At 67.8% G+C, this 26,517-nt stretch carries 23 protein-coding genes; 6 read left to right on the plus strand and 17 right to left on the minus strand.

What is annotated here, in order from left to right; genetic code table 11:
* Positions 1–176 precede the first annotated feature (176 nt).
* The 8 genes from ACE191_RS07590 to ACE191_RS07625 form a co-directional block, all read right to left on the minus strand.
* The gene (locus ACE191_RS07590) at positions 177–662 is read right to left on the minus strand and encodes a FixH family protein (RefSeq protein ID WP_400191590.1); all 486 of its coding nucleotides are present in this window, start codon (positions 660–662) and stop codon (positions 177–179) included.
* A gap of 37 nt (positions 663–699) precedes the next feature.
* Complete coding sequence (gene ccoG, locus ACE191_RS07595; protein ID WP_400191591.1) at positions 700–2,115, minus strand: cytochrome c oxidase accessory protein CcoG; 1,416 nt, start codon at positions 2,113–2,115, stop codon at positions 700–702.
* A 277-nt stretch (positions 2,116–2,392) separates the two neighbouring features.
* Positions 2,393–3,292, minus strand: a complete 900-nt coding sequence (locus tag ACE191_RS07600) for a cbb3-type cytochrome c oxidase N-terminal domain-containing protein (protein WP_400191592.1) — start codon at positions 3,290–3,292, stop codon at positions 2,393–2,395.
* Positions 3,286–3,486, minus strand: a complete 201-nt coding sequence (locus ACE191_RS07605) for a hypothetical protein (RefSeq protein WP_400191593.1) — start codon at positions 3,484–3,486, stop codon at positions 3,286–3,288. The genes ACE191_RS07600 and ACE191_RS07605 overlap by 7 nt, the downstream gene beginning before the upstream one ends.
* Positions 3,487–3,578: 92 nt before the next feature.
* Positions 3,579–5,777: a cytochrome-c oxidase, cbb3-type subunit I gene (ccoN, locus tag ACE191_RS07610; RefSeq protein WP_400191594.1), complete on the minus strand. Its 2,199-nt coding sequence runs from the start codon at positions 5,775–5,777 to the stop codon at positions 3,579–3,581.
* A 385-nt stretch (positions 5,778–6,162) separates the two neighbouring features.
* Positions 6,163–6,600 carry a hypothetical protein gene (locus ACE191_RS07615; RefSeq protein WP_400191595.1) on the minus strand — a complete coding sequence of 146 codons (438 nt, stop codon included), beginning with the start codon at positions 6,598–6,600 and terminating at the stop codon, positions 6,163–6,165.
* A gap of 289 nt (positions 6,601–6,889) precedes the next feature.
* Positions 6,890–7,054 carry a cbb3-type cytochrome oxidase assembly protein CcoS gene (gene ccoS, locus ACE191_RS07620; RefSeq protein ID WP_400191596.1) on the minus strand — a complete coding sequence of 55 codons (165 nt, stop codon included), beginning with the start codon at positions 7,052–7,054 and terminating at the stop codon, positions 6,890–6,892.
* A gap of 14 nt (positions 7,055–7,068) precedes the next feature.
* Positions 7,069–9,510 (minus strand): heavy metal translocating P-type ATPase, encoded by a 2,442-nt coding sequence (locus tag ACE191_RS07625; RefSeq protein ID WP_400191597.1) that lies wholly within the window; start codon positions 9,508–9,510, stop codon positions 7,069–7,071.
* Positions 9,511–9,690: 180 nt separating this feature from the next.
* Between ACE191_RS07625 and ACE191_RS07630 the strand changes: the two genes are divergently transcribed.
* Entirely contained in the window at positions 9,691–10,185 is a 495-nt protein-coding gene (locus ACE191_RS07630) for a hypothetical protein (RefSeq protein ID WP_400191598.1), read from the plus strand.
* A gap of 28 nt (positions 10,186–10,213) precedes the next feature.
* Entirely contained in the window at positions 10,214–10,612 is a 399-nt protein-coding gene (locus ACE191_RS07635; RefSeq protein WP_400191599.1) for a group III truncated hemoglobin, read from the plus strand.
* Between the two features lie 59 nt (positions 10,613–10,671).
* Here ACE191_RS07635 and ACE191_RS07640 read toward each other — a convergent pair whose 3' ends face one another.
* On the minus strand, positions 10,672–11,487 hold the full coding sequence (locus tag ACE191_RS07640) for a universal stress protein (protein ID WP_400191600.1): 816 nt from the start codon (positions 11,485–11,487) through the stop codon (positions 10,672–10,674).
* 181 nt (positions 11,488–11,668) lie between these two features.
* Here ACE191_RS07640 and ACE191_RS07645 point away from each other — a divergent pair, with 181 nt between their 5' ends.
* The 4 genes from ACE191_RS07645 to ACE191_RS07660 all read left to right on the plus strand — a co-directional run bounded on the left by ACE191_RS07645 (position 11,669) and on the right by ACE191_RS07660 (position 16,103).
* Complete coding sequence (locus ACE191_RS07645; protein WP_400191601.1) at positions 11,669–12,691, plus strand: 2-hydroxyacid dehydrogenase; 1,023 nt, start codon at positions 11,669–11,671, stop codon at positions 12,689–12,691.
* Between the two features lie 30 nt (positions 12,692–12,721).
* Positions 12,722–14,197, plus strand: a complete 1,476-nt coding sequence (locus ACE191_RS07650; RefSeq protein ID WP_400191602.1) for a L,D-transpeptidase family protein — start codon at positions 12,722–12,724, stop codon at positions 14,195–14,197.
* A 129-nt stretch (positions 14,198–14,326) separates the two neighbouring features.
* On the plus strand, positions 14,327–15,187 hold the full coding sequence (locus ACE191_RS07655) for a universal stress protein (RefSeq protein ID WP_400191603.1): 861 nt from the start codon (positions 14,327–14,329) through the stop codon (positions 15,185–15,187).
* 34 nt (positions 15,188–15,221) lie between these two features.
* The gene (locus ACE191_RS07660) at positions 15,222–16,103 is read left to right on the plus strand and encodes a universal stress protein (RefSeq protein WP_400191604.1); all 882 of its coding nucleotides are present in this window, start codon (positions 15,222–15,224) and stop codon (positions 16,101–16,103) included.
* Between the two features lie 156 nt (positions 16,104–16,259).
* Here ACE191_RS07660 and ACE191_RS07665 read toward each other — a convergent pair whose 3' ends face one another.
* The 8 genes from ACE191_RS07665 to ACE191_RS07700 all read right to left on the minus strand — a co-directional run bounded on the left by ACE191_RS07665 (position 16,260) and on the right by ACE191_RS07700 (position 26,422).
* Complete coding sequence (locus ACE191_RS07665; RefSeq protein ID WP_400191605.1) at positions 16,260–18,797, minus strand: DUF5916 domain-containing protein; 2,538 nt, start codon at positions 18,795–18,797, stop codon at positions 16,260–16,262.
* A gap of 252 nt (positions 18,798–19,049) precedes the next feature.
* Positions 19,050–19,883 (minus strand): DUF4097 family beta strand repeat-containing protein, encoded by an 834-nt coding sequence (locus ACE191_RS07670; protein ID WP_400191606.1) that lies wholly within the window; start codon positions 19,881–19,883, stop codon positions 19,050–19,052.
* A complete protein-coding gene (locus ACE191_RS07675) occupies positions 19,880–20,749 on the minus strand; it encodes a hypothetical protein (RefSeq protein WP_400191607.1) in 870 nt (289 codons plus the stop codon). The genes ACE191_RS07670 and ACE191_RS07675 overlap by 4 nt, the downstream gene beginning before the upstream one ends.
* Positions 20,697–21,629: a HEAT repeat domain-containing protein gene (locus ACE191_RS07680; protein ID WP_400191608.1), complete on the minus strand. Its 933-nt coding sequence runs from the start codon at positions 21,627–21,629 to the stop codon at positions 20,697–20,699. The genes ACE191_RS07675 and ACE191_RS07680 overlap by 53 nt, the downstream gene beginning before the upstream one ends.
* Positions 21,610–22,176 carry an RNA polymerase sigma factor gene (locus tag ACE191_RS07685; protein WP_400191609.1) on the minus strand — a complete coding sequence of 189 codons (567 nt, stop codon included), beginning with the start codon at positions 22,174–22,176 and terminating at the stop codon, positions 21,610–21,612. Before ACE191_RS07685 ends, ACE191_RS07680 begins: the two co-directional genes overlap by 20 nt.
* A gap of 188 nt (positions 22,177–22,364) precedes the next feature.
* The gene (locus ACE191_RS07690) at positions 22,365–22,970 is read right to left on the minus strand and encodes a TlpA family protein disulfide reductase (protein ID WP_400191610.1); all 606 of its coding nucleotides are present in this window, start codon (positions 22,968–22,970) and stop codon (positions 22,365–22,367) included.
* 95 nt (positions 22,971–23,065) lie between these two features.
* Positions 23,066–23,476, minus strand: coding sequence for a response regulator (locus ACE191_RS07695; RefSeq protein WP_400191611.1), 411 nt, complete (start codon positions 23,474–23,476; stop codon positions 23,066–23,068).
* 30 nt (positions 23,477–23,506) lie between these two features.
* Positions 23,507–26,422, minus strand: coding sequence for a PAS domain-containing protein (locus tag ACE191_RS07700; RefSeq protein WP_400191612.1), 2,916 nt, complete (start codon positions 26,420–26,422; stop codon positions 23,507–23,509).
* Positions 26,423–26,517: the final 95 nt, after the last annotated feature.

A 26,517-nucleotide genomic window follows, 5' to 3' on the forward strand; every position in this document is an offset into this window, starting at 1 on the left:
GTGGGTAATGGCCTGATGTGGGCAATGGGCTGATAGAGGAATAGGCTGAATGGCCGATGAGGGAGTAGCTGTTGGGCAGCTGGCGGGTGGCCGGTATGGTGGCGGGGCCCAAACGCGGCGGCGGCGCTAACGAAGGGCAAGTTCGTTGGCGCCGCCGCGGGGAACCATGACGAAAATCAGTTGGGGATGGTGACGTTTTGCTCCACGAAATAGCGCTGGCCGTCGGCGCTGAAGTCGAGGCGCACCCGCCAGTAGCCGGGCTGCAGACGGGCGGTGCTCAGCACCTGGCGCAGGTCGGCGTCGGGCTGCAGGGGCACGCTGAAGTCGCGGGTCTGGTCGGAGGGCCGGAAAAACTGCACGGTACCGCTCAGGGCCTGGCCTTGCAGGGCGGCGGGCAGCTGCACCTCCAGCTGGTGGGCAGCGGCCTGGTAGCGCACCACGGCCTCGGCGGCCAGGGCGCGGGTGCGGGCCGTGGCCTCCATGCGCTGCTGGTGCTCCAGCTCCTGGCGGTAGTAGTCCTTGCTCACCAGGTCCACACTGCTGCTCATGGCCTGCTTCACCATCGAGCCGATAAAGAGAGCAAACAGCACGAAGGTGGCAATGATGGCGTAGGGCCAGAGGCTGCGTTGCGGGGCGGGCTTGTTCACGACGAGGGAAGGCATGGGAATCGGGAGAAAGGAGAAAACGGACCGACGGGATTTACTGGGGCGGGGCCAGGAACTTGGTTTGCTGCTCGGTAATCAGCCGGCCGCCGCTGTACACGCCGATGCGGATCTGGTTGCTGGTTTGGCGCAGGGCCGCCGGGGGCAGCTCGGCGAAGAACACGCCGTCGGCCTTGCCCTGGGCGGGCAGCTGCAGGCCGCGCTGGCCCACCAGCTTCACCGTGCCGGCGGCAGGCTCGAGCACGCGCAGCTCCAGGGGCATGGCCTGGTTGGTTTTGTTGATGACGGAGATGTTGTAGAGGTTGGTGACGGTGCCGCGGCCGGTTTTCTGGAACAGCTGGCCCGGGGTGCGCAGCACGGTAGCTTCCACGTTGGAGCGGGTGAGCAGCAGCCCGGCCATCACGCCCACGAGCAGCAGCAGCACCGCGGTGTAGGCCTTGATGCGGGCCGTAACCTGGAACCTGGTGCCGGCTTCGATGTGCGCTTCCGAGTCGTAGCGAATCAGGCCCTGGGGCTTGTTGATCAGGTCCATGATGGAGTTGCACACGTCGATGCAAGCGGTGCAGTTGATGCACTCCATTTGCTGGGCGCCGTTGCGGATGTCGATGCCCGTGGGGCACACCTGCACGCACTGCTTGCAGTCGATGCAGTCGCCGGCCCGGCGCTCCTGGTTTTTGCGCAGCTTCTCGCGCGGCTCGCCGCGGCCGTAGTCGTAGGCCACCGTGATGGTGTTCTTATCCAGCATCACGCCCTGCAGGCGGCCGTAGGGGCAGGCAATGGTGCACACCTGTTCGCGGAAGCGGGCAAACACGGCGTAGAACAGCCCCGTGAAAATCACCATCGAGCTCAGGCCGCCCAGGTGCTCCAGTGGCGAGTCGGTCACAATCCGCGTCAGGGCCTCGGTGCCGATGATGTAGGCCAGGAAGGTGTTGGCAATCAGAAAGGAGATGAGCAGAAACAGCGCGTGCTTGCTGGTTTTGCGCCAGATCTTGTTCCAGGTCCAGTCGGCCCGGTCGAGGGCTTTCTGCTGGGGCGCGTCGCCTTCGAGCCAGTACTCGATGCGGCGGAACACCATTTCCAGGAAGATGGTCTGCGGGCACACCCAGCCGCAGAAAATCCGGCCGTACACCACCGTAAAGAGGATGATGAACAGGATGAAAGCCATGAAGCCCAGCAGCAGGATAAAGAAGTCCTGCGGCCAGAAGATCTGCCCCAGGATGATGAACTTGCGCTCCACCACGTTGAGCATGAGCACCGGCAGCTCGCCTATGCGCAGCCAGGGGCCGGCAAAGAGCAGCGTGAGCAGGCCGTAGCTCACCCACTTGCGGGCGTTGTAGAGCTTGCCGCTGGGCTTTTTGGGGTAGATCCACACGCGCTTGCCCTCGGCGTCTATCGTAGAGATAGTGTCGCGGAAGCTTTCGGCGGCGGTGGGTTTGGGGGCGACGGGGTTCATCGGGGAAGGCTGCTCGGGGGCGGGGCTGCGAGGCAACCGCCCGCCGGGGCAGCGTTTAAAGCTTACTACACGTTCCGTCGGGCCACTGGGAGCAGGCCCTGGCGGGGTCGCGGCACGTTGCCGCCACCCAAAGGCAGCCCCAAAAGCCCGCCGCCGGCGTGGGAACCTGCGGCTTGCCCGAACGACTAGGCTGCAAAGCGGCGTTCGGGGCAAACGGCGGGGAAGGAGTACCCACCGCGGGCGGGCCGTAGCGCGCGCACCACCCAGCGCGGCCGCTCTACAGCTTGGCTACGGGCTTGGCGGGGGCTTCCTTCTCCCCTTGCGGGGCCTTGGCGCCTGCCGGGTTCGAGCCCTGAATGCTGAGGATGTACGACGACACCTGCAGCATCTGCTTGCTGGAGAGCTTGCCCTTCCAGGCCACCATGCCCTTGCTGGTGACGCCGAACTTGACGGTTTTGTACACCTTGTTGACTTCGCCGCCGTACAGCCAGTACTCGTCGGTGAGGTTGGGGCCGACTTTGCCTTCGCCCTCCTGGCCGTGGCAGGCCGCGCAGTTCTGCACGAACAGCTTCTTGCCCTCGTCGAGGTCGGTGGCGGCCGTCAGCACCTGGTAGTCGGTGGGCTTGTTGGGGTCGTCGTTGGCGCCCAGCTTGGTGGCCAGCATCGCGGCTTCGGCCATTTCGTGCTGATACTCGGCCTCGCTCAGGCTGCCGGTGTCGCTCACGTGGAAGTGCACGAAGTACACCACGCCGAACACGATGGTGAGGTAGAAGCCGTACTTCCACCAGGGCGGCAGGTCGTTGTCGTACTCGGTGATGCCGTCGTAGTCGTGGCCGGCCATCACGTCTTCCTTGTACTGGCCGGTGAGGCCGGTGGTGTCGCCCAGAAACAGGCCCAGGGCGCGGCCGTACCAGGAGTGGCGGATGGTTTCAATCTCGTAGACCTTGCGCAGCAGCGGCCGCATCTGCCAGAGCAGCGCAAACAGCATCAGCAGCACGAAGATGATCAGGGCCGTGAGGCCGCCCATCAGCCAGAGCATGCCGGTAAGGTCGGCGGCGGCTTGGGCAACGGGCTGGGCCGCGGTGGCCGCGGCGGCTTCCTGGGCCCGGGCGGCGGGGCCGGCGAGCAGGGCCGTCAGCGCCAGCAGCGCCCCGAGGGAGTAGGTCCGGGTTAGCACAGCGCACCTCCTTCCGTTTCGGCGGCCGCGGCGTCGTCGGCGTGCAGGGGAATCTGTTTCATGGCCTGGATATGCTCGCGGCTGACCACGGCCACGTACACCAGCAGGCCGAGGAAAAAGAGGAAGAAGATGCCAAACGAGATGAGCGGGTAAATCTCGATGCCCTGAATGGCCTGGAGGACGTTCTTGTACATGACTTTGGATCTGGGAGTAGCCCGGGGGCGGAGCGCCGAGGAAAGTGTTCTCAGCACGCGTGGCAACTGGCGCCCCGCCCGGGCGGTGGTGGTTACTCGGCGGCGGCCATGGCCGCGGCCTGCTCGTCCTTCACTTTGATGTCGGTGCCCAGGCGTTGCAGGTAGGCAATGAGGGCCACGATTTCCTTATCGGATTTCACCTGCAACTCTTCCTTGGCCAGCTCGGCCACGATGCCGTCGGCCTGCTTGCGGGCGTCGGCCACGGCCTGCTGCTCGTAGCCGGCCGGGTAGGGCGTGCCCAGCTGGCGCAACGCGCTGATCTTGGCGGGCAGGTCGGAGTAGTCGAGGTCGTTTTCGAACAGCCAGGGGTAGGGCGGCATGATGGAGCCGGGCGACATGCTGGTGGGGTCGAGCATGTGGTTGTAGTGCCAGGAGTGCGGGTACTTCTGGCCCACGCGGTGCAAGTCGGGCCCGGTGCGCTTGCTGCCCCACAGGAAGGGACGGTCGTACACGAACTCGCCGGCTTTGGAGTACTCGCCGTAGCGCTCGGTCTCGGAGCGGAAGGGGCGCACCATCTGGGTGTGGCAGTTCACGCAGCCTTCCTTGATGTACAGGTCGCGGCCTTCCAGCTCCAGCGAGGTGTAGGGCTTCACCGACTCGATGGTGGGCACGTTGCTCTTGATCAGGAAGGTGGGCACCATTTCCACCGCGCCGCCGATCAGGATGGCTACCGTGGCCCAGATGCTGAGCTGCACGGGGCGCCGCTCGATCCAGCGGTGCCAGTGGCCGCCTTCGTGGCTGTGCTCGTTGTCGATGGCCACGGCCGGGGCGTGGAAGGGCTCGTCGGCCACCAGGGCGCCGGCTTTGGCGGTTTGGTAGAGGTTGTACACCATCAGGAACACGCCGCTCAGGTAGAGCACCCCGCCAATGCCGCGCAGGTAGTACATGGGCACGATCTGCAGGACGGTTTCGAGGAAGTTGGCGTACTGCAGCATGCCCTCGTCGTTGAACTGCTTCCACATCAGGCCCTGGGTGAAGCCGGCCCAGTACATGGGAATGGCGTAGAACAGGATGCCCAGGGTGCCGAGCCAGAAGTGGGTGTTAGCCAGGCGGGTCGAGAACAGCGGGGTTTTGTAGAGGCGCGGCCACAGCCAGTAGAGCACGGCGAAGGTCAGGAAACCGTTCCAGCCCAGGGCGCCCACGTGCACGTGCGCCACAATCCAGTCGGTGAAGTGGGCAATGGCGTTGACGTTCTTGAGGCTCAGCATCGGGCCCTCGAAGGTGGCCATGCCGTAGGCCGTAATGGCCACCACCATGAACTTGAGCACCGGCTCGGTGCGCACCTTATCCCAGGCCCCGCGCAGGGTGAGCAGGCCGTTGATCATGCCGCCCCAGGAGGGCGCAATCAGCATCACCGAGAACACCACGCCCAGGCTCTGGGCCCAGTCGGGCAGGGCGGTGTAGAGCAAATGGTGCGGGCCGGCCCAGATGTAGATGAAGATCAGCGACCAGAAGTGAATGATGCTCAGACGGTACGAGTACACTGGGCGCTCGGCGGCCTTGGGCAGGAAGTAGTACATCAGGCCCAGGTAGGGCGTGGTCAGGAAGAAGGCCACCGCGTTGTGGCCGTACCACCACTGCACCAGCGCGTCCTGCACCCCGGCGTAGGCCGAGTAGCTCTTGAGGAACGATACCGGCAGGGCTACCGAGTTGACGATGTGCAGCACAGCCACCGTCAGGAACGTGGCGATGTAGAACCAGATGCCCACGTACAGGTGCTTTTCCTTGCGGCGGGCAATGGTGCCGAACATGTTCCAGCCGAACACCACCCAGATCAGCGTAATGGCAATGTCGATGGGCCACTCCAGCTCGGCGTACTCCTTGCTGGTGGTGTAGCCCAGCGGCAGCGTGGCCACGGCCGAGACGATGATGAGCTGCCAGCCCCAAAAGTGGATTTTGCTGAGCAGATCGGAAAACATGCGGGCCTTGCACAGGCGCTGCAGGGAGTAGTACACCCCCATGAAGATGCCGTTGCCCACGAAGGCGAAGATGACGGCGTTGGTGTGCAGCGGGCGGATGCGGCCGAAGGTGGTGTAGGGCGTGCCCATGTTCAGCTCGGGCCGGGCCAGCTGAAAGGCCGCAATGACGCCGATGAGCATGCCGGCAATGCCCCAGAACACGGTGGCAATGCCGAAGTCGCGGACGATTTTGTTGTCGTAAAAGAATGCGTCAACCGCGCGGGAGGCCTTTTCCAGGACCTGGGGCGGTTTCGCTTGGACCAGCACAGCCATGGCGCGAAACGGGGTTATTTGGAGTGTTACAAAGCTCCTCCGCCGCGCCCCGGGAAAAGATGACGAAAGTCAGAAGCCCCCGCTGATTGATGTCAGAAGCGGGGCGGCCCGGAACGGCGCCAGCTGAACGGTTAGGCGGGGAAAACCGCATGACCAGGCCACAGCTGACAAAACCCGCCCGTCATCCTGAGCCAAAGGCGAAGGACCTTCCTCGTCTCCTGCACCGCCGCTATCAGCAAAGTGCCGCCGCTTACAGCAAGAAGCGCAGCTCCCCAAACCCTGGATAAAGAGCGTGGGCGGCTGCGCTTGTTGATTGGTGCGGGGGGCGAGCCAGGTCCTTCGGCTGCGCCCCTGGGATGACGTTCTATTTGCGCTCCTTCTTGCGCTATTTCGCTTTTCGCGACTTGCGGCGGTTGCGCAGGGCCTTGAGCGCGCCGGTGCTCCACAGGGCCCAGGCCACCAGCAGGGGCTGCACAAACAAGCGGGCAAAACGCTTTTCATCGGTATCGAGGCCGAAGGCGCTGATCTGGTGGGTATACTGATGCACATTGCCGGGAAACACGGCCACGTAGAACGCGCCCAGGGCCAGCCCCAGCACCGCCCGCTCGCGCCGCCACAGCAGCAGCGCTGCCCCCAGCCCGATTTCGACCACGCCCGAGAGCAGCACCGTGGTGTCTTTGTCGAGCGGCACGAAGTCGGGCACCTGGGCCTGGAACTCGCGGCGCTGAAAGGTAAGGTGGCCGGTGCCGGCCGCAACCATAAAGGTGCCCAGCGTCACGCGGGCAATATCCTGCAGGGCGGTGGTCTTGGGGTGGTGTTGCATGGCGTGGGGCGGGCATGGGCTCCGCTGCCTTTGCCCTACGGCCCGCCGCCCCAAAAAGATGACCCGCCCCTGCCCCACTGCCCGCCCGCGGCGTCGGCCGACCCGCGGCTCCACGCATGCGGGCGGCACGCTTACCCGAATAATGCTAAATCCCGCTGACGGCGCAGTGGCTGTCGGGCATAGGGAAAGGATAGGGACACTATAGCAACACCCTAGGCGCAGCCCGGTGGCACCATCTTGGCAGCGTACCATCGGCCGCTACCAGACCGGGCGCTGCGTACCGGCCCGGCTACTGGTCGGCGGGCTTGGGCTCGTCGGTTTCGTCGAAGAGCATGCGCACCGCGGGCGTGTAGGTGTCGTCGTACTGCCGGCCGCGCACGGCCCACACGAAGGCCAGCAAAAACAGCACGGCCACGACGAGCGAGATGGTGATGAGGGCGAAGATGATTTCCATGATCGGGGAATGAATCAGAGGTTGCGCCGGTGGGCGGCCAGCCGCACCAGCAGCGTGGCAAACAAAATGACGCTCAGCGAGCTGACGGGCATCAGAATGGCCGAGACGATGGGCGAAAACTTGCCCTGCACGGCCAGTCCCAGCCCGATGCCGTTGTACACGAACGACACCACGAAGGTGGCCAGCACCACCTGCAGGCTGTCCTGGCAGAAGCGCAGGAAGGTGCTGAGCTGGCCGAAGCTGCGGGCGTCGAGAATGGCGTCGCAGGCGGGCGAGAAGTTGCTGAGCGTGTCGGTGAGGGCAATGCCGGCGTCGGCCTGCTGCAGGGCGCCGGCGTCGTTGAGGCCGTCGCCCACCATAACCACCGTTTCGCCCCGGGCCTTGCAGGCAGCCACGTAGTCGAGCTTGTCCTGGGGCGACTGGCGGAAGCGCAGCTCGGCCCGCGGGCCGAACAGCTCGCGCAGGCGGGCCTGCTCGGCGTCGTTGTCGCCCGAGAGCACCGCCAGCTGGTAGCGCTGACCGAGGTCGGTGAGCACCTGCCGCAGCTCGGGGCGGTACACGTTGCGCAGCACGTAGCAGCCCGCCGGCTCGTGGCCCAGGCGCACGTACACCCGCGACTGCAGCTGGGCGGTGGTGTCGGAGGCGCCGCCGGGCGCCGCCGGGGCCGTTACCTGCCCCACGAATGCCGCCGAACCTACTTTTACTTCCAGCCCGCCGACCACGCCGCACAGGCCCTGGCCGGGCACTTCGCGGAAGTCGAGCACCGTGCCGGCCGGGGCGGGTAGTTCCTGGGCCAGGCGCTGGCTCAGCGGGTGGGTGCTCTGGGCCACCACGGCGGCCAGGGCCCGCTGCTGCGCGGCCGTGAGCGGGGCGCCGTGGTAGTGTACTTCCGAGCGCTTCACGTCGGTGAGCGTGCCGGTTTTGTCGAACACGATGGTGGTGGCGCGGCCCAGCACCTCGGCCACGGCGGGGTTTTTCAGGTAGAACTTCCAGCGGCCAAACACGGTGAGGGCGCTGCCCAGGGCGAAGGGCGTGGCCAGCGACAGGGCGCAGGGGCAGGCAATGACCAGCACCGAGGTGAAGGCCCGCCACATCATCTGCTCATCGCGCGGGTACCAGTAGAGCACCGCGCCGGCGGCAATGAGCAGGGTGGCGGCCACGAAGTAGCGGCCCACCCGGTTGGCGTAGGTTTCGAGGCTGGCCGACCCGGTTTTGCCGAAGGCGGGGTTGTTCCAGAGCTGGGTGAGGTAGCCCTGCGACACCTCGCGCACCACTTCCAGCTCCACGGCCTCACCGCACTGCCGGCCCCCGGCGTACACCAGCTCGCCGGCCACCTTGGCCACCGGCACCGACTCGCCCGACACGAAGGAGTAGTCGATCTGGCCGGCGCCGCGCAGCAGCATGGCGTCGGCGGGCACCACTTCCTGGTTGCGCACCCGGATGCGGTGGCCCACCCGCAGCTCCTTCACCGACACCGATTGCTCGCCCTCTTTGGTGAGCAGCGTCACGGCCACGGGGAAGTAGGACGTGAAGTCGCGGTCGAAGCGCAGCGCGTCGTAGGTGCGCTGCTGCACCCACTTGCCGATGAGCATGAAAAACACCAGCCCGGTAAACGAGTCGAGGTAGCCGGGGCCGCGCTGGCTCAGCACCTCGAAGCCGCTCACCGCAAACAGGGCCGTGAGGCCCAGGCTGATGGGAAAGTCGAGGTTGATGTAGCGCTGGCGCAGCCCGGCCCAGGCCGAGCGGTAGAAGTCCTGGGCGCTGAAGAGCAGCACCGGCAAGGCCAGCAGCAAGCTGATGTAGCCGAAGAAGCGGCCGAACTCGTGGGCTAGCTCGCCGGTGAGGGCCAGGTAGTCGGGGAAGGCCAGCAGCATCACGTTGCCGAAGCAGAAGCCGGCCAGCCCCAGCTGGTAGTAGAGGCGGCGGCTCACCGGGCGCGGGGCGGCGCCCAGCTCGGCCAGGGTAATCTGCGGCTCGTAGCCCAGGGCCGCGAGCAGCTTCACCAGGGCCTTGAGCGAGGTTTGCCCGGGCAGGTAGCTGATGCTGATTTCCTTGCGCAGGAAGTTCACCCGCGACTCCGCCACGCCCGCGTCGAGCTTGTAGAGGTTTTCGAGCAAATAGATGCAGGAGGCGCAGTGCATCTGGGGCAGGGCCAGCGTCACGCGGGCCAGCGCGTCGGAGCGGAAGCTCAGCAGCTGGGCCTGCACCGCGGCCGAGTCGAGGTAGTCGAAGCGGCCGGGCAGCTCCACCTCCTTCACCTTCTGGCCGGGGTGGGCGTCGAGGCGGTAGTAGGTGCAGAGCTGGTTGGCGTCGAGCAGCTCGTACACGGCCTTGCAGCCCTGGCAGCAGAACGCCAGCTCGGGCCGGGCGGCCAGGCGCACCGGCTGCGCGGGGCAGTCGTCGCCGCAGTGGGCGCAGGCGGTGTGGGTGGCGGGCAGTTCGGCGGTGGCTTTCACGCGGCGGGCTCAGTTGATGGGTACCGCAAAATTCCGCCCGCGGCGCCCGCCAAAAGCTGACCAACGTCAGCTCCCGGCCTGATCCTCGTCAGGCCCCGCGGGCGAACCAAGCCGCACCTTTGCGGTGTTGGGCGGCTGATCCGCCCCGCTCCTGGTTTTCCCTTTCAGCTTTCCCGCGCCATGCGCCCTGCTCATTCCACCCTGTCGTTGCTGCTCGTGCTCAGTTTGTTTCTGTGGGCGGGCATGGTGGCGGGCATCTCCTTTCTGGAGGCCCCGCTCAAGTTCACCGCCCCACACATCACCACTGAGCTGGGCGTGGGCATCGGGCGCATCGTGTTCCAGGCCCTCAATAAGGTAGAGCTGATGCTGAGCGTGGTGGCCCTGCTCGCGGCCGGGTTGCTGGGCGTACCTTCGCGGGTGTGGCTGACGCTGCTCACGGCCGTGCTCATTCTCTCGGCCCAGACGCTGTGGCTGCTGCCCGCCCTCGACGCCCGCGCCGCGGCTCTGCTGGCCGGCTCGCCCAACCCGCCCGACTCGCAGCACCTCACGTACGTGGTGCTGGAGCTGAGCAAGTTCGCGGCCCTGCTCACCACCGGCGTTCTGGCGTTCAGCTGGGCCCTGCGCATGGCCCGGCGCCGGGCCGCCCACGCCGCCACCGCCAGCTTCGCCGCCTAACCTTCCCCGCCTTTTGCTACCCGCGCCTATGCCTGCCTCCCCCACCCCGCGGCCCGACATTGCCACCGAAGCCGACATCCGCACCCTGGTTGACCGATTCTACGACAAAGTCAACCAGGATGCCCTGCTCGGGCCGGTGTTCAACGCCATTGCCCGGGTGCATTGGCCCGCCCACCTGCCCATCATGTACGACTTCTGGAGCTCGGTGCTGCTGGGCACGGCACGCTACAAGGGTCGTCCCTTCCCCAAGCACCTGCCCCTGCCCATCGACGCCACCCACTTCCGGCGCTGGCTGGAGCTGTTTTACCAGAACCTCGACGAGCACTTCCAGGGGCCCAAGGCCGAGGAAGCCCGGCAGAAGGCCCACAACATCGCCACCATGTTTGAGTACCGCATGCGCCAGAATTCCAGCCTGTCGGTGCTGTAGCCCGGCCCCTTGGCAGCCAGCCCCAACGGCCCGCCCGGTTTTGGAGCGGGCCGTTGCTTTTATTCCTGGGCCGGCAGCAGCAGCACCGGCAGCGGGCTGCCCAGCAGTACCCGGGCCGTCACGCTGCGGTGAAACAGCTGCCCCCAGAAGCTGCGGCGCCGCGCCACCAGCACCAGCAGCTCGTACTCGCCGCCGCGGGCCGCCTGCAGAATGCCCTCGGCCACGTCGGCGGCCACCGCAGCGCGGCCCCGCATCGGCGGCAGATCGATGGTGAGGCCGGTGCGGGCCACCGATTCGAGGGCTCGGTCCAGGGCTGCTTCCGGCTCCGTGCGGCCCACGCCGAGCACCGTCAGCTCGGCGCGCAGGCTGTTGAGCAGGTGCCGGGCCGTGCCGGCGTGCTCGCCCAGGGTAAACGCGTCGCCGTCGGCGGCCAGCAGCACCCGGCGCGGCGGGTGCGCGGCCACTACCTCGTGGGGCACCACCAGCATGGGGTAGGCCGCCGTGCGCAGCAGCTCCAGCGAAGTGGCTACCACCGGCTCGGCCGCGTCGGGCCGCGGGTGGCTGCGCCCCAGCACCACCAGGGCCGGGTGGTGACGGCGCACGCTGTCGGCCACGGCAGCCGCCACGCTGCCGCGCCCCACTTCCACCGCGGCCGGCACGGCCAAATCGTCGGCCAGGCAGCCCAGGGCCAGGCGCACGGCCTCCTCGTTCAGGTTCGACAGCTCGCCTTCGCCGGCGCCGTCGTCGGGCAGCTCGGGGCGCACGTGCAGCAGCACGAGGCGGGCGCGCAGCGGCGCGGCCAGCCCGGCGGCGTAGCGCAGGGCGCGGTTGGCGGTGTGAAAAAAGTCGGTAAGAATGAGCAGGGAGGCAGTCATGGGCAGCAACGCTTGCGGCAACGGCGGCCGGAGTGAGCTGCGCAAGGTTGGTTTTTCCGCTGACATACGTCATGTTTTGGCGGCCGGGGGGCCGCTATACTTGCGGCGTGGCGGAGCCGATGCGCCCGGTCCTGGCCCGACTTGGCATACCTTCAGCCGGCACCTCCCTCAACGCCTTTCCATGCACGTCACCGTCTACAGCACCTTTGCCTTCGAGCCTGATTTTCTGAGCGCCGCCGCCGCGGGCCGCCACCGCCTGCACTTCGTGGAGGAGGCCCTGACCCTGGCTACCGCCGAGCGGGCCGCCGGCAGCGAGGCCGTGGCCGTGTTCACCAACGACGACGCCTCGGCGCCGGTGCTGGCGCGCCTCGCCGAGCTGGGCGTGCGCGGCGTGGCCGTGCGCGCCGCCGGCCACGACCAGGTGGACCTGGCCGCCGCCCAGCGCCTGGGCCTGCGCGTGGCCAACGTGCCCGAATATTCGCCCTACGCCATTGCCGAGCACGCCGTGGCGCTGATGCTGGCCCTGAACCGCCAGCTGCGCCGCGCCGACGAGCAGCTGCGCCGCTTCAACTTCCGCCTTGACCAGCAGCTGGTGGGCTTCGACCTGCACGGCAAAACAGTGGGCATCATCGGCTGCGGGCGCATTGGCGGGGTGCTGGCCGGCATCCTGCACGGCTTCGGCTGCCAGCTGCTGGGCTACGACGTGCAGCCCGACGCCGCGCTGATCCACCGCTACGGGCTGCGCTACGTGCCGCTGGCCGAGCTGTGCGCCCATGCCGACATCATTTCCCTGCACGCCCCGCTCACGCCCGCCACCCGCCACCTGCTGGGTGCCGAGCAGCTGGCCGCCTGCAAGCCCGGCGCCATGCTCATCAACACCGGCCGCGGCGGCACCCTCGACACCCGCGCCGCGCTGGCCGCTTTGCGCGCCGGTCGGCTGGGCTACCTGGGCCTCGACGTGTACGAGCACGAAAAGGGCCTGTTTTTCTACGACCATTCCCAGCAGCCCGCCGCCGACCCCGTGCTGGCCGAGCTGCTGACCTTGCCCAACGTGCTGGTAACCGGCCACCAGGCTTTTCTCACCCACGAGGCCCTGAGCAACATCGCCGCCACCACCGTCGAAAACCTCGACGCCTGGGCCCAGCAGCAGCCCGCTCCCAGCGAGCTGTACCCGGCCGAAGCCGCGCCCCTTGCGCAACCCTAGCCACCTCTCCTGCCCCTTGTTTCTCCCCCTGTGCGCCTGCTGCTGATTGCTTTGAGCCTGGGCTTGCTGCTGGCGGCCCAGTTCTGCGCCGGCCGCCGCGAAGCTCCCGCCGCCGAATACGCATCGGTTGCGCCGACCACCACCCGGCAAGCTGCCGAGCCGGTAGCCCTGCGGCTGCGCGCCCTGCTCGACACCACCGGGGCCGGGGCGGCCGCCACCACCGAAAAATGGGGCCTGCAGGCCGGAGCGGCGGTGTATGCCCTGTACGGCAGCCCGGCGCAACCGCTCTGGACCCAGCCCGCCGACAGCCTGAGCCGCGCCGCCCACGATGCCCTGATCCTGCTGGCCCGGGCGCCCGAGCACGGCCTGCCCCGCGCTGCCTACCACTGGCTTCGCCTCCAGGCCCTGCGCGACTCCCTGGCCCGCCCGGCCCTGCCGGCCGAGCGGCGCGCCGCCACCCAGGCCCGGCTGGAGCTGTACCTGAGCGACGGGCTGCTGCGCTTCCTGCTCGATTTGCACCGCGGGCGGCTGCGGACTTACACTGCCTCGGCCCGGGAGCGGGCTGCCGGGCAGCCGTTTCGGCCCGAACAAGTGCTGCGGGAGGCACTGACGGCCGGCCGCCTGGACCAGCTGCCCGCAGGGTGCCAGCCGGCCAACCGCGAGTACCGGCAGCTGCAACAGGCCCTGGCCCGCTGGCTGCGGGCCACCCCGGCCGACTCGGCGGCGGCCCGCCGGCCCCGCTACGAGCTGGCGGCCCTGAACCTGGAGCGCTGGCGCTGGGATGCGCTGGCCGACGAGGAATACGTGCTCATCAACCTGCCCGCCTTCGAGCTGCAGGTAATAGCCGCCGACAGCCTGATGCGCCGCCACCGGGTGATTGTGGGCGAAGCCGAAACGCCCACGCCCACACTCAGCAGCCGCATCACCCACTTCACCCTCGCCCCCGACTGGTACGTACCGCGCTCCATTGCCAGCCGCGAGCTGCTCACCTGGCTCAAGCGCGACCCGGGCTACCTGGCCCGCAACAACTACAGCCTCTACGACACCCGGGGCCGCCCGCTGAACCCGCACCAGATCAACTGGCAGCCGGTTACGCCGGAGAATTTCGCCTACTCCTTCCGTCAGTCGGCGGGCTGCGACAACGCCCTGGGCAACATCGTGTTTCGCTTCGCCAACCCCTACGCGGTGTACCTGCACGACACGCCCCTGCGGCAGTTCTTTGAGCAGCCCGAGCGCGCCTTCAGCCACGGCTGCATCCGGCTCGAGCAGCCGATGGAGCTGGCTGCCTACCTGCTGCGCCGCGAAGGCCGGCCCGTGGAGCTACCCAGCGAAGCCGAGTGCGCCCGGCAGCCCCGTCCCCGCGACGTGCGCCTGCGGCGGCCCCTGCCCCTGCACATTCGCTACGCCACCTGCGCGGCCCAGAGCGGCGAGCTGGTCTTCTACCCCGACGTGTACCGGCGCGACCCGGGCCTGCGGCGCGCCCTGTTTGCGCCCGGCCAGCTCTAGCCGCCGGGCATTAATCACCGTTTTTGCTGAAATTAATCATGGCCCCGCCGCCGGGTGGAGCGCCACCTTTACGCCGTAGCCGGGCCGCCCCGTCTCGGCTGGTTTACTCATCCTTTACCCCTGGCTGCCATGTCCCTCGACCTGCCCCTGCCCGAACCCTCAGCCGTGCCCGCCGACGCCCGGGCGCCGCTCAGCTTTATCGTGCTCAGCAACTTCTTTCCGGCCGCCCGTCGGGCCGTGCGCTACGCCGCCGAGCTGGCCGCCCCGCTGGGGGCCCAGCTGGTGCTACTGCACGTGCGCGAGGCCACCGTGCTCGAGGGCGAGCTGCTGCCCGACTCGCCCGAGCGCGAGGGCGACCTGCTGATGGCCGTGCAAACCCTGGCCGATGAGGTGTACGTGCCCACCAGCGTCGAGCTGGTCGGCGACCTGCAGCTGCCCACGGCCCGGGCCCTGGCCCGGCAGTACGCGCCCGCCCTGTTTGTGCTGGGCCGCGCCGCCGACGAGGACGACGAGCACGAGGTGGGCCCGGCGGTGCTGGAAGTGCTGCGCAGCGGGCAGTTTCCGCTGCTGCTGGTGCCCGAAACCTACCCCGCCGCGGCGCCCATCGACCGGGTACTGCTGGCCGCCGACGGCGACGCGTTTAACCTGGACCAGCCGGCCGCGGCGCTGCGCCTGCTCGGCGAGCTGCGCCCCAGCCTCACCGTGGCCACGGTGTCGCTGATCGACGACGACCTGAACTGCGCCGCCGCCCTGCGCCACGCCAAAGCCAACGGCCTGACCGAAGTCGCCCGCCACACCACCCTGCAGGCCGTGCGCCACGCCTACCCCTGGGAAGGGCTGTTGCAAACCATCGACGCCACCCGGGCCGACCTGCTGGTGCTCGTTGCCCGCCGCCACAGCTTCCTCGACGCCATGTTCCACCGCAGCGTGACCAACCGTCTGCTGCGCACCAGCCCCGTGCCCGTGCTGGTGCTGCCCGCCCTCGACTGAGTTCTGCCCCGCCCCCGCCAACAGCCCCGACGCCATGCCTCTCTCCCTGATCGTACTTACCAGCTTCTACCCCGCCGGCCAACAGGCGCTGCAGTACGCCGACGCGCTGGCCGACTGCCTCGGGGGCCGGCTGGTGCTGCTGCACGTCAACCGCGCCTCCCTGTTCGACCCCTACCTGTTTGCCGGTGAAGGCTGGCAGCAGCAGGAACTGCGGCAGAGCACCGACACGGCCCTGCTGCTCACCCGCCTCGCCCGCGAGCAGCGTGCACCCGCCGTGGTGGAGGTAGCCACCGACCTGCTGCCCGGCGTAGCCCGCGACGTAGCCGCCCGGCACCAGCCCGCCCTGTTCGTGCTGGGTCGGCCGGCCCCCGAGCACACTTCCCCGGCTCAGCTCAGCGCGGCCACCGGGGAGCTGCTGCGCGCTGCCCGCCTGCCGCTGCTGGTGGTGCCGGCGGACCAGCCGGGCACCCTGCCGCCGCGCCGGGTGCTGCTGGCCGCCGATGGCGAGGACCTGGACCTGGGCCGCTCGGCGACGCTGGCCCAGCAGCTGCTGCAAAGCCTGGGGCCCGAGCTGACCGTGGCCCACGTATCGGCCGTGGAAGACGATGCGGGCTGCACTCGGGCCTGGCACTCGGTTCAGTCGAGCGGCCTGGCGGCGGGGGTGGCCGAGGTCAGCCTGCGCGGCTTCGTGCACGAGCACCCGGTCGACGGACTGCTGGCGGCCGTGGCCGAAACCCAGGCCGACCTGCTGGTGGTGGTGGCCCGGGCCCGCAGCTACTGGGGCGAGGTGTTTCACCGCAGCGTGACGGCCGAGCTGGTGGCGCGCTGCCCGGTGCCGGTGCTGGTGCTGTCGGAACCCCAGGTGGCGGCGCCGGCCGCTACGCTGGGCCAGGCCCGCGGGCAGTTCCAGGGCTGAAGCCGCCCCTCCGCAGCTTGGTCATGGGTCGGGTGTCACCCAGCTTCCGTTGCGCCCGCCTCTTTGCTGCTGCCACACCGCGGCCCGCGCCATCCCGAAAACGGGCGGCGCGGGCCGCGGCAGTATACCCCAGAGGGTTGGTGGAGTTCGGTCGGCTTAGCGGGTGCGCTTCAGCGTCAGGTAGTCGAGGTAGTAGAGGATTTTGACGGAAAGGGAGTTGTTGTGGGGGGTGTTGATGGTGTTGGCCAGGTTGTCGAAGTACAGCGGGGTGGCCTGGTTGGCATCGCGCGAGAAGTCGCCGGCGTTTTTCCACACCACGCTCACCTGCGAGCCGGGCGCAAACCACCAGCTGTACACCGCGTCCACGTTGAAGGCGTTGTAGGTGTTGTCGCGGTTGCGGCGGTAGTCCACGGCTTCTTCGTGGCCGCCGGGTGAGAGGCGCACAAAGTCGCGGTACTGCACGCTGCTGGTGTAGTGGCGGGCGCGCAGCGTCAGCGACATGCGGTTGGTGAACGTGTAGGCCGCCGACACCACGTTCGACACGGTGCTTACGTCGCGGCGGCCCAGCACCACCTGGTCCAGAAACGGCTGGTCGAGCGGCTGGTCGGCCTTCATGCCCCCGTTCACGTAGCCTACCTGGTTGTCGTCGAAGCTCCAGTCGATGTTGTAGCGAAACGTGAGGTGGTCGTTGACGCGGTAACGCGGGTAGGCCCCGAAGCTGTAGCGGCTGCGGCGCGGGCGGTCCAGCCGCTCGTCCTGGGCGTACTGGCGGCTGCCCATGTTCCAGTTCAGCTGAAATTTCTTGCGCGGGTCCATGTTGATGAAGAAGATCAGGCTGCTGCTGCCCGGCACCCGCACGAAGTACTGGCCCAGCGGAAACTGCCGCGGCTCGTAGAAGTCGTGGTTGGCCGGGTCCACGTTCAGGTCGAAGCCCAGCTGCAGGAAGCTTTTGGTGAAGGTGGTGTTGGCCCCGAGGTAGTAGTTCAGGCTCTGGTAGCGGGTGGGCCGGTACAGCAGCGAGTGGCTGACCTGCCCGAACACGTGCAGGTTGTTGACCTTCCAGAACGGCTTGTAGAGGTGGTAGCCCGCGTCCAGCGACTGGGTGATGTTGTTGTTGCCGAACAGAATGCCCAAATCGTTGGGGTTGTAGCGGTCCGATTCGATGCGGTGGTTCAGGCCCCAGGTAATCTTGCCGCTGATTTTGCCCACGCCCACCGTGTACTTGAAGCCGTCGGGGTCGTCCACGGCGGCTTCCGAGCCGAACACGGTGCCGCGGCGGCGCGAGTACACCAGGCTGCCGTCCAGGGCGTACTCGTTTTTCTTGTTGTTGAAGCGGAACAGCCCGCCGGTCACGTTGGCGTCGTAGGTGCGGCCCCAGCGGGTGACGTTGGTGTTGATGAGCGAGACGTAGGAGTTGTTTTTTAGTGACTGGTCCAGCACCACGATGTTGTAGTTCGAGAACGGCTGGGTCAGCACCTCGCGCTCGGCGCCGGTTTCCTGGTGGCGCACGGTGGCGTACACGTTGTTGCTCAGAGCGTTGAACACGCCCACGCCCAGGCCCTTGTTGGTGCGACCCGAAACTTTGGTGGCGTTCAGCAGCCGCGTTTCGGCCGGGTTGCGCACGAGCTTTTCGCCGGCCGCCAGCGCCACGCGCCCGTGGCCGATGGGCCGGGCGCCCACGCGGCGGGAGTAAAACAGGTTGCCTTTGCTGAAGAGCTCGGTGCCCTCGGTGAAGAACTGGCGGTTTTCGGCGAACTGCACCTCGAAGGGCGTCAGGTTCAGCACCTGGTTGTCGCTCTGCACCTGGCCGAAGTCGGGCACCAGCGTCGCGTCGAGGGTGAAGCTCTCGTTGATGCCCCACTTCACGTCGGCCCCGCCGTTGAAGCTGGTGGTGGTGCGCCGCTCCCCCGCCTTGCTCAGCGGGTCGTGGTTCACGTAGCCCGACACGTAGGGCGTCAGCGACAGGCGCAGCGGCGGCTTCAGGCCCTGCAGCCCGGTGAGCAGGCCCCACTGGTTCACGAAACCGTTGACTTCGGGCTTCACCTCGTTCCAGAAGAACGCCTGGTTCTCGCGCCGGCGCTGGCGCATGAACTGCAGGCCCCACTGCTGCACCTCGGCCGTGCCAAAGCGCAGCGCCGAGTAGGGAATGCGCATTTCGGCCACCCAGTCGGTGCCGCGCAGGGCGGTGCGGGCGTCCCACACGGCGTTCCAGTTGAAGTCCTCGCCGCTGGCGGGCGAGTAGCGCGCATCCATCTGCACCCCGCTGGCCGACACAATAAAGCCGTAGCCGTTGAGCTGGTCGCGGTAGGTGTCGAGGAAGATGCCGAAAAAGTCGCTGTTGCCGAAGTTGTCGCGGGCCGTCAGCTCGCGCAGAATGGAGTCGGGGCTCACGTCGTGCATGATGGCGCCCACGTACAGGTTGGCGTCGTCGTAGAGGATGCGCACCTCGGTTTTGTGGCGCTCGGGCGGGCCGGGGTTGGGCCGGTTCTGAATGAAGTCGGTGGCCACGGCCGCCTGCTGCCACTCCGGCTCGTCCAGCGCCCCGTCGAGCTTGATGCCCCCGGCCACGCGCTGGGCGGCCAGCTGCTTTTTCGGCGCCAGGGCCGCCGGGGCCGCCCCCTGGGCGCGGACCCCGAACGTTGCGGCCCAGCACAGCAGCAGGCCGGTCAACAGAAAAGTAAACGTGCGAATCATAGCTCAGAAAGGTTGGGGCGGGGCAGCAAGGGCGCGCGGAGGCGGCCGAAAAAAGGCAAGACTGTAGCCGGCAGCCGCCGAGGCGGCGCTGAAAACCAGCGGGCAGGAAAGCGGAGGCTGGGGAACCGCCCGTGGTTGGCCCGGACCCGGGCAGCGCTGCGGCCGAATCCGGCTGCATTCACTCACCAGAGAGACCAGATGCCGGCCGCAGCCGGGCCCGGACCAATCGTTGGGTGCCAGTAGGACGGGGCGCTATTTGGCTTTGCGGATGTAGATGTTGCCGTTCAGGGTCTTCATCATCAGCTCGGCCCCGCCGCCGTTGATGCGGCCGTAGGTCCAGTTGTCCTGGCTGATGCGGTAGGTGCCCTCCTTGGCGGTGCGGCTCACCTTGGCCGGGCTGTTGTCGGGGGCCAGCTCAAAGTCGCTGTAGATTTCGCCGTGGTCCGACTTGAGCTTGAGCGCCGCCTTGGCCCGGGCCGGCAGGGTCACGTCCACCTTGCCGTTCACCGTCGAAAAGGCCATGGGCGCCCCGGGCGTCACGTCGCGGAAGGTGGCCTGCACGTCGCCGTTGACGGTGCTCAGCACGGCCGAGCCGGCCACGTCGCTCAGGCGGATGGAGCCGTTGACGTTGGAGACTTCCAACTCGCCGGCCACGTTCTCCACGCTGATGTCGCCGTCCTGCACCGTGGAGAGTTGCAGCGAAAACTGCCGCGGCACCTTGATGGTGAAGTCCACCGGTCGCTGCCAGGACTGGGTTTTCAGGTACACGTGGTTGTCTTTTTCCTGGGCCGTCACATCGAGGCCACCGGCCTGCGAGATGCGGCGCATGCCGCCGGGCGGCTCGGGCGACCGGCTTTCGTCGCGGCCGCTGCGCCCCCGGGTACTCATGTCCACCACCACGTCCTTGCCGCTGTGGCCCACCACCCGAATGGCGCCGCCCACCAGCTTGAGGTGCAGCACGCCGGGCTTGCCGGGGTTGCTGAGCGTCACCACCATTTGTTCTTTGCCAGCAGTCTGCGCCGCCAGCGGCAGCACCCCGGCTGCCAGCAGCGCGGTCAACAGGGCTCTATAAATCAGGTTTTTCATCGGGAAAGCTGCTTGATGGTGACGTTGCCGTTCAGGGTTTCGAAGCGGAAATCGGTACCGCCCTTGCCCAGCCGCACGGCCGTCTCCTTGCTGAGTTTGTACTTGGTGCCGGCACTGCCGCGCTCTTCGTTTTGCGAAACCCGGGCGGGCAGCACTTCGGCCTGGGGAAAGTCGGTGAACAGCTCGCCGTGCAGGCTCTTGAAGTACACGTCGGCCGCCACGCCCGCGGGGTAGCTCACCGTGATGTCGCCGTTGATGGTGTGGTAGGTTGAGGCCTGCCGGGGCACGGCCGCGTAGCTCACGCTCACGTCGCCGTTGACGGTGCGGGCCACGGTGGCCTCCCGGGCGTTGACGATGGCCACCGGCCCGTTCACGTTGCGGGCCTTCACCAGCCCGGTCACGTCCTGTACCCGCACGCTGCCGCCGTTCACCGTCGAGGCGTCCACCTGCATGCCGGCGGGCACTTTCACCACGTAGTCGAAGGAAAACTCGTAGTCCAGCTGGTGGTTGCCGGAGTTGCGCTGACGGCGCGGACGGGTATCGTGCGGGCCCTGCAGGTACAGCACCACGCTGTCGCCGCGCTGCTCGAAGCCGGGCTGGGCTTCTTTCTGGCCCTGGGCCAGGTCGGCGGCGTTGCGGGCGCGGATGGTTTTGGTGATTTCCACCAGCACCTTGCTGCCGCTGTAGCCCTGCACCGACACCGAGCCGAAGAGGTTGTACACGGCCAGGGTGCTACGGCCGGCGTCGGCCGTAAGGGTCAGCTCGCGGGTGATTTTCTCACTGGCTTCGCGGCTTTGGGCCTGCGTGGCGGCGCTAGGCAGCCACAGCAGCGTACCCAGCAGGGTGATTATCGTTGGGAGTTTCATGAGAAGTTGCGGGAGGAGTGGCGGGACTGTTGGCCCCGTCGTTGGATAGAGTTTCGATGCTTTGCTCGATTTTGCTTTTCACCTGCTCGTTGAGGTTGTCCTGGCGCAGCAGCTTGCGCAGGGGGCGCACCGAGCCGCGCACCTGCAGCTGCACCATCACGTCGGCCAGCGCCGACTGCACCAGGGGCGAATCCTGCTGGGCCAGGGCGCGCACCAGGCCCTGGCGCACGGTGGGGTCGTCGCCCAGGCCGGCCAGTACTTCCAGCGTGGCCAGGCGCACGTTCACATTGGGGTCCTGGTTGAGGGTGCTGAGCAGGGCCGCCACCACGCGTTCGTTGCTGGGAGCTACTTCCTCGGCGTAGCTCACGGCGCGCAGCCGCTGTACCGCCGAGGGGTCGGCCAGCAAAGTCAGCAGCCGGGCGTGGCGCACGTTGTCGGCGGCCACCGGCTCCGGCACTGACTGCTCCACTGCGGCCACGGCGGGCGGTTCTACCCGGCTGCGCAGGCCGTAGCCGGCGGCCAGCCCCACCACCAGCAGTAGCAGGCCGTAGGCCAGGCGCAGGGCGTAGGCCGGCTGCCACCACGCCCGCAGCCGCTCCACCACGCCCGCCACCGACCACTGCCGGCGCCGTTGCTCGGCGGCCTGAAATTCGGCCAGCATGGCGTAGAAGCGGGGCCGCATTTCCTCGCTCGGGGCGGGCGCGGGCAGCTGCCCCAGGGTTTGCCAGAGCTGCCAGGTAGCGGCCTGCTCGCGGCGGCAGTCGGGGCAGCGGGCCAGGTGGGCTTCCAGGGCCTGCACCTCGTCGGGGGGCAGTTCGTTGGCCAGCCAGTCCATCAGCCCCTGCCGCACGCTCTCACAGTCAATGAACTTTGCTTCCATTTTCCATTTTCCAGTAGATGTCCTTCAATTGGCTCAGGGCCCGGTGCGCGCGCACCTTCACGGCCCCTACCGTGGTGTCGAGCAGCTGGGCAATCTGCTCGTACTTCAGCTCCTGAAAGCGACTCAGCACCAGCACCTCGCGGCTGTCGGCGCTGAGCCGGCCCAGGGCCCGGTGCAGCAGGTCCAGCTCCTGCGCCTGCTGCAGCCCGGCGTCGGAGGCGGCCCCACCCGGAATCTTCTCGGCCCAGTCGGCAATGTCCTGGTGGTGGGCCGCCGGCTTGTTTTTCTTCGCGGCATCGGCTAGCACGTTGCGCGCGAGGTGGTACATCCAGGTGCGGAACTCGCCCTCGCCCGTGAAGGTGTGGCGGTACTTCAGCATGCGGTAGAACACGGTCTGCACCAGGTCTTCGCCGGCCGTGGCGTTGCCGGTGGCGTGGTAGAAAAACGCCAGCAGCGGCCGGTGGTAGCGTTCGAACAGCAGGCCCATCTTCTCGACCTGACCGGCCTTTACCTGCAGCATGAGCGAGTTGTCGGTGAGCGAGTTCAAGCCGGGTCGATGAGGAGATGGAAGCGAATTCGGGCGTGGAAACTTCGCCTTCGGGCCAAGGTTACAGCGAGCGGCCAACTTTTTTTTGCGGCGGGCGGCCCGCCGAAAAAACCGACCCCGGCTGCGCGGCTGAAACCGCGGGCCGGGGCCGGTTTAGGCATGGCAGCCGAGAAGAGGGTGGCGGCGGGCTAGCGGGCCGCCAGCTTTTCGATGGCGGCTTTGAACTCGGGTGTGTCGTAGTCGGCCATGCCGTCGTGGCGGGCGGCTACCTGGCCGTCGGGGCCGAGGATGACGGTGGAGGGAATGGTGTTCGAGTCGAAGGGCGCCGGCAGCGGGCCAGTGGAAAAGTACACCGGAAAGGTGTAGCCCTGGCGCGTGAGCAACGCCTGGGCCTTGGCCGGGTTCTGGTCGAGCGAAATCATCACGAAGGCCACTTTCTTCGGGTCCATCTTTTGGTAGAGGGCCTGAATGCCGGGCATTTCGGCCACGCAGGGCGGGCACCAGCTGGCCCACAGATTCACGAACACCACTTTGCCTTGCAAGGCGCTCAGGCTGGTGGCCCGGCCGTCGAGGCTGCGCAGCGGCAGCTGATGCGGGTAGGCCCGCTCGCCGGCCGCTACGATGGGCGCCGGCTCGGCAGCCGCGGCCGGCAGCGCCGGTACCTGCGCTTTCCACAGGCCGGTGGCCAGCAGGCCGCGCTGCAGGCCGCCCAGCACCAGGGGGCGCAGGTCGGTAAACATGATCAGAGCCAGGGCCGCCAGGGGCAGCCATTGCAGCAGGGTTTTGCGGTTCATGGCCGGAAAGTTGGGCACAATACCGGGAAAGTCCCCGCCCGCCCATTTCGTTCCCGGGCACCGGCCCCCTAAGGCCGCCCGGCGCGCGGCGCGGGCTAGCGGGCGAAGTGCTCGTGCAGGATGCGGTTCACCTTTTCGCGGGTCAGGGGCTTGGTCAGGTAGCCGGCAATGGGCAAATCCTGCATACGGGCCACGTCCAGCGGGTTCAGCGAAGTGGTGAGCATGATGATGACCACCGCCGGGTTTTCGCCCGGCGGGCGTTGGGCGTAGGCCTGCAGAAACTCGGCCCCGTTCATGCGCGGCATCTTCATGTCGAGCAGGATCAGGGCCGGGCAGCTGGGCGTGGCCACCGGCACGCAGTGGGTGTGCAGCAAATCCAGGGCTTCCTGGCCGTTGGTGGCCACCAGCACCGCGTCGGTCACGGCCATGCGCCGCAGCAGCGTCTGGTTGAGGTAGTTGGTCGTCTCGTCGTCGTCGACGAGCAGGGTGCAGGAAATGGCAGCCATGCAGCAGGGAAAAACCGGGAAAGGAAGGCGTCAGGCCGCGGGGCCCGCCACCTGGGGCAGGTGTACGAAAAAGGTGGTGCCGGCGCCGGGCTGGCTGTGCACCTCAATGCGGCCGCCCACGTTGTCGACCATGCGCTTGACCATGTACAGGCCAATGCCCGAGCCCTCGACGTGGGTGTGAAAGCGCTGAAACATGCTGAACAGCCGCGGCTGGTACGCCGCTTCGATGCCCAGGCCGTTGTCGCGCACCTCCAGCACGGTGTAGCCCGGCTCGACGTGGGCGCGCAGCGCCACGCGGGGCGCCCGGTCGGGCGAGTGATACTTGAGGGCGTTGCTGAGCAGGTTGTACACCACCGAGCGCAGGTTCTTTTCCGAAAACTGTACCGGCGGGCGGGCGGCCACGTCGATTTCCAGGCGGGCGCCGGTGGCCCGGATCAGGGGCAGCAAGTCCTGGCGCACGTTCTCCACTACGGAGGCCAGGTCGATGGCGGTGGCCGGCGCGTCGTGCTCCTTCTGCAGCTTGGATACCTCGGTGAGGTGGTCAATCGTGCGCTTGAAGCGCTCCACGGAGTCCAGCATCCGCGTCAGCGTCGGCGCCACGTACGGGCTTTGCTCGCCGCCGGGCAGCTCATCCTGCAGCAGGTACAGCAGCCCCTCGATGTTGGAGATGGGCGCTTTCAGGTCGTGGGAGGCGGTATAGATGAAGTTGTCCAGGTCCACGTTGGTGCGCACCAGCTGCTCGTTGGCGGCGCTCAGCTCCTGGGCCAGGGCGTGGGCCTGCTGGCCGCCTTCTTCCACCACGCGCCGGGCCTGCACCTGGTCGGTTACTTCGTGGGCAAACACCAGCACCCCGTCGACGGCGCCCTGGGCGTTGCGGCGGGCCTGGTAGGTAAAGGTGAAAAACAGCTCTTCCAGGGGGCCGGCGTCGCGGCGGGCCAGCTGCAGGGACATTTCCCGGGCCACCAGGGTGTTGCCGGTGTCGTACACGCGCCGCAGCTGCTCGTGAATGGGGCTGCCCTCAATTTCGGGCAATGCCTCCAGCACGGGCTTGCCCAGCAGCGCGCGGCCGGGAAAGATGCGCTGGTAGGCCGGGTTGACGAGCTGAAACACCAGCGCGGCCCCGTCGAGGATGACGATGGGCGCGGGGGCCTCCATAAACAGCTTGTACAGCTGCTGGCGCTCGGCCTCGCGCTGCCGGCGCGCCCGTACCTGCTCGGTCACGTCGAAGGCGAAGATGGAGATGCCGGCAATCTGGCCGTTTTCGCGGTAGGCCTGGTAGGTGAAGGTATAGTACACCTCCTGCGCCGCGCCGCCCCCGGCCGACTCCAGGCGCATGGGCAGCTCGGTGCCGAAGAAGGTTTCCCCGGTCTGGAACACGTTGTCGAGGGCGCGCAGGAAGCCGGCCGCCTCCACTTCGGGCAGCACTTCGGCCACGGGCCGGCCGGTGAGCCGCCGCTCCGGAAACAGCTGCTGGTAGGCGGCGTTGACGTACTCGAAGCGGTGCTCGGGGCCGCGCAGCAACGCCACGGCGGCCGGGGTGTCGGCCAGGATGTGGAACAGGGCCTCACGCTCCTGCGCCTGCCGCTGGGCCGCGGCCAGCACCTGGGCCTGCAGGGCTTCGTTTTGCCGGCGGGCCTGTACCCGCTCGGTCACATCCACGGCAAAGCTCATCACCCCTTCAATCCGCCCCGTGGCGTCGAACAGCGGCTGGTACGCTATGTCGAAGTACAGCTCGAGCAGCTCGCCGGTGCCGAACCGATCGAGCAGGGTGAGGCGCTCGTATTCGTGCAGCGCCTCGCCGGTGCGGTACACCCGGTCGAGGGGCGCGTGCTGCTCTTCGGGCAGCTCGGGCAGGGCCTGCCGCCGCGGCAGCCCCTGCAGCGGGCGGTGGGGCAACAGCTGCTGGGTGCCGGGGTGCACCAGGGTGAGCACGTGCTCGGGGCCGGTGAAGATGTTGATCAGAGCCGGCGCCTGGCTGAAGAGGCGCTCGAGGCGGTTGCGCTGCTCCTCGACCTCGGCCCGGGCGCGTTCGGCCTCCTGGGTACGGGCCTGCACGCGGGTTTCCAGCTCCTGGTTGAGCTGCTGCAGCTGCTGGCGGGCCAGCACCTGCTCGGTCACGTTGTAGGAAAAGTCGAGTACGCCGTCGACCTGGCCCTCGGCATTGCGCAGGGGCAGGTAAAAGGCATTGATGTAAATGAGCTGGGGCTGGCCGCTGCCGGCGAAGTCGAGGTGCACGGGCACTTCCAGGCCGTAGGCCGGCTCGCCGCTGGCGTACACCTGGTCGAGGCGGTCGAAAAAGCCCTGCCCCGCCACCTCGGGCACGGCCTCGCGCACGGCGCGGCCCAGCAGGGTGTGCCGGGGAAAATAGTCCTGGTACCGCTGGTTTACGAGCGTGTACACGTGGTCAGGGCCGTGGTAGGTGGCTACCTGCGCGGGCAGGTTCATGAGCACCTGGTGCAGGCGCTGGCGCTGGGCTTCGGCCTCGGCCCGGGCGGCCTGCTCGCGGGCCTGACTTTCGCGCAGGGCAATTTCCACCGGCGAGCGGGGCTGGTCGGCCGTGTCGGTGAAGCTCACCCACAGCCCGTCGCCGGAGCGGCGGGCGGCCAGGCGGTAGTAGTTGTCGTAGCCGTCGGCCTGGTAGTTGATGTTGTACTCGCGCGGCTCCCCGCTCAGGTAGGCGTCAACGTGAAAATCGAAGGTACCGTGGGCTTTGCTGTGGGGCCACTGCTCGTTGTGGGTGAGCGTGGGCACTTCGGGCATGCGCATCATGCGCTGGGCCGTGGGGTTGAGGTACTCGAAGCGAAAGTCCACGATTTCGCCCGAGCCCAGCGGGTCGTACAGGGGCGTGTAGTAGATAATGCCGGTCATCGACACGGCCAGCAAATCGGCCAGCAGGGCATCGGCCGGCAGGGCGCGGAGCGGAACAGGTACCGGAGTGGCGGGCATGGCGTAAAAGAAGAAAACCGGTAGATGCGTGAACGAAGCCGTGGTCAGGGAGTCGTCCGTAGTACGTTGGCGTTGGGTCGGCAGCTATTTCCCGG

Origin of the sequence: Hymenobacter sp. B81, assembly GCF_044628455.1 — a bacterium.
Classification (GTDB): Bacteria; Bacteroidota; Bacteroidia; order Cytophagales; family Hymenobacteraceae; genus Solirubrum.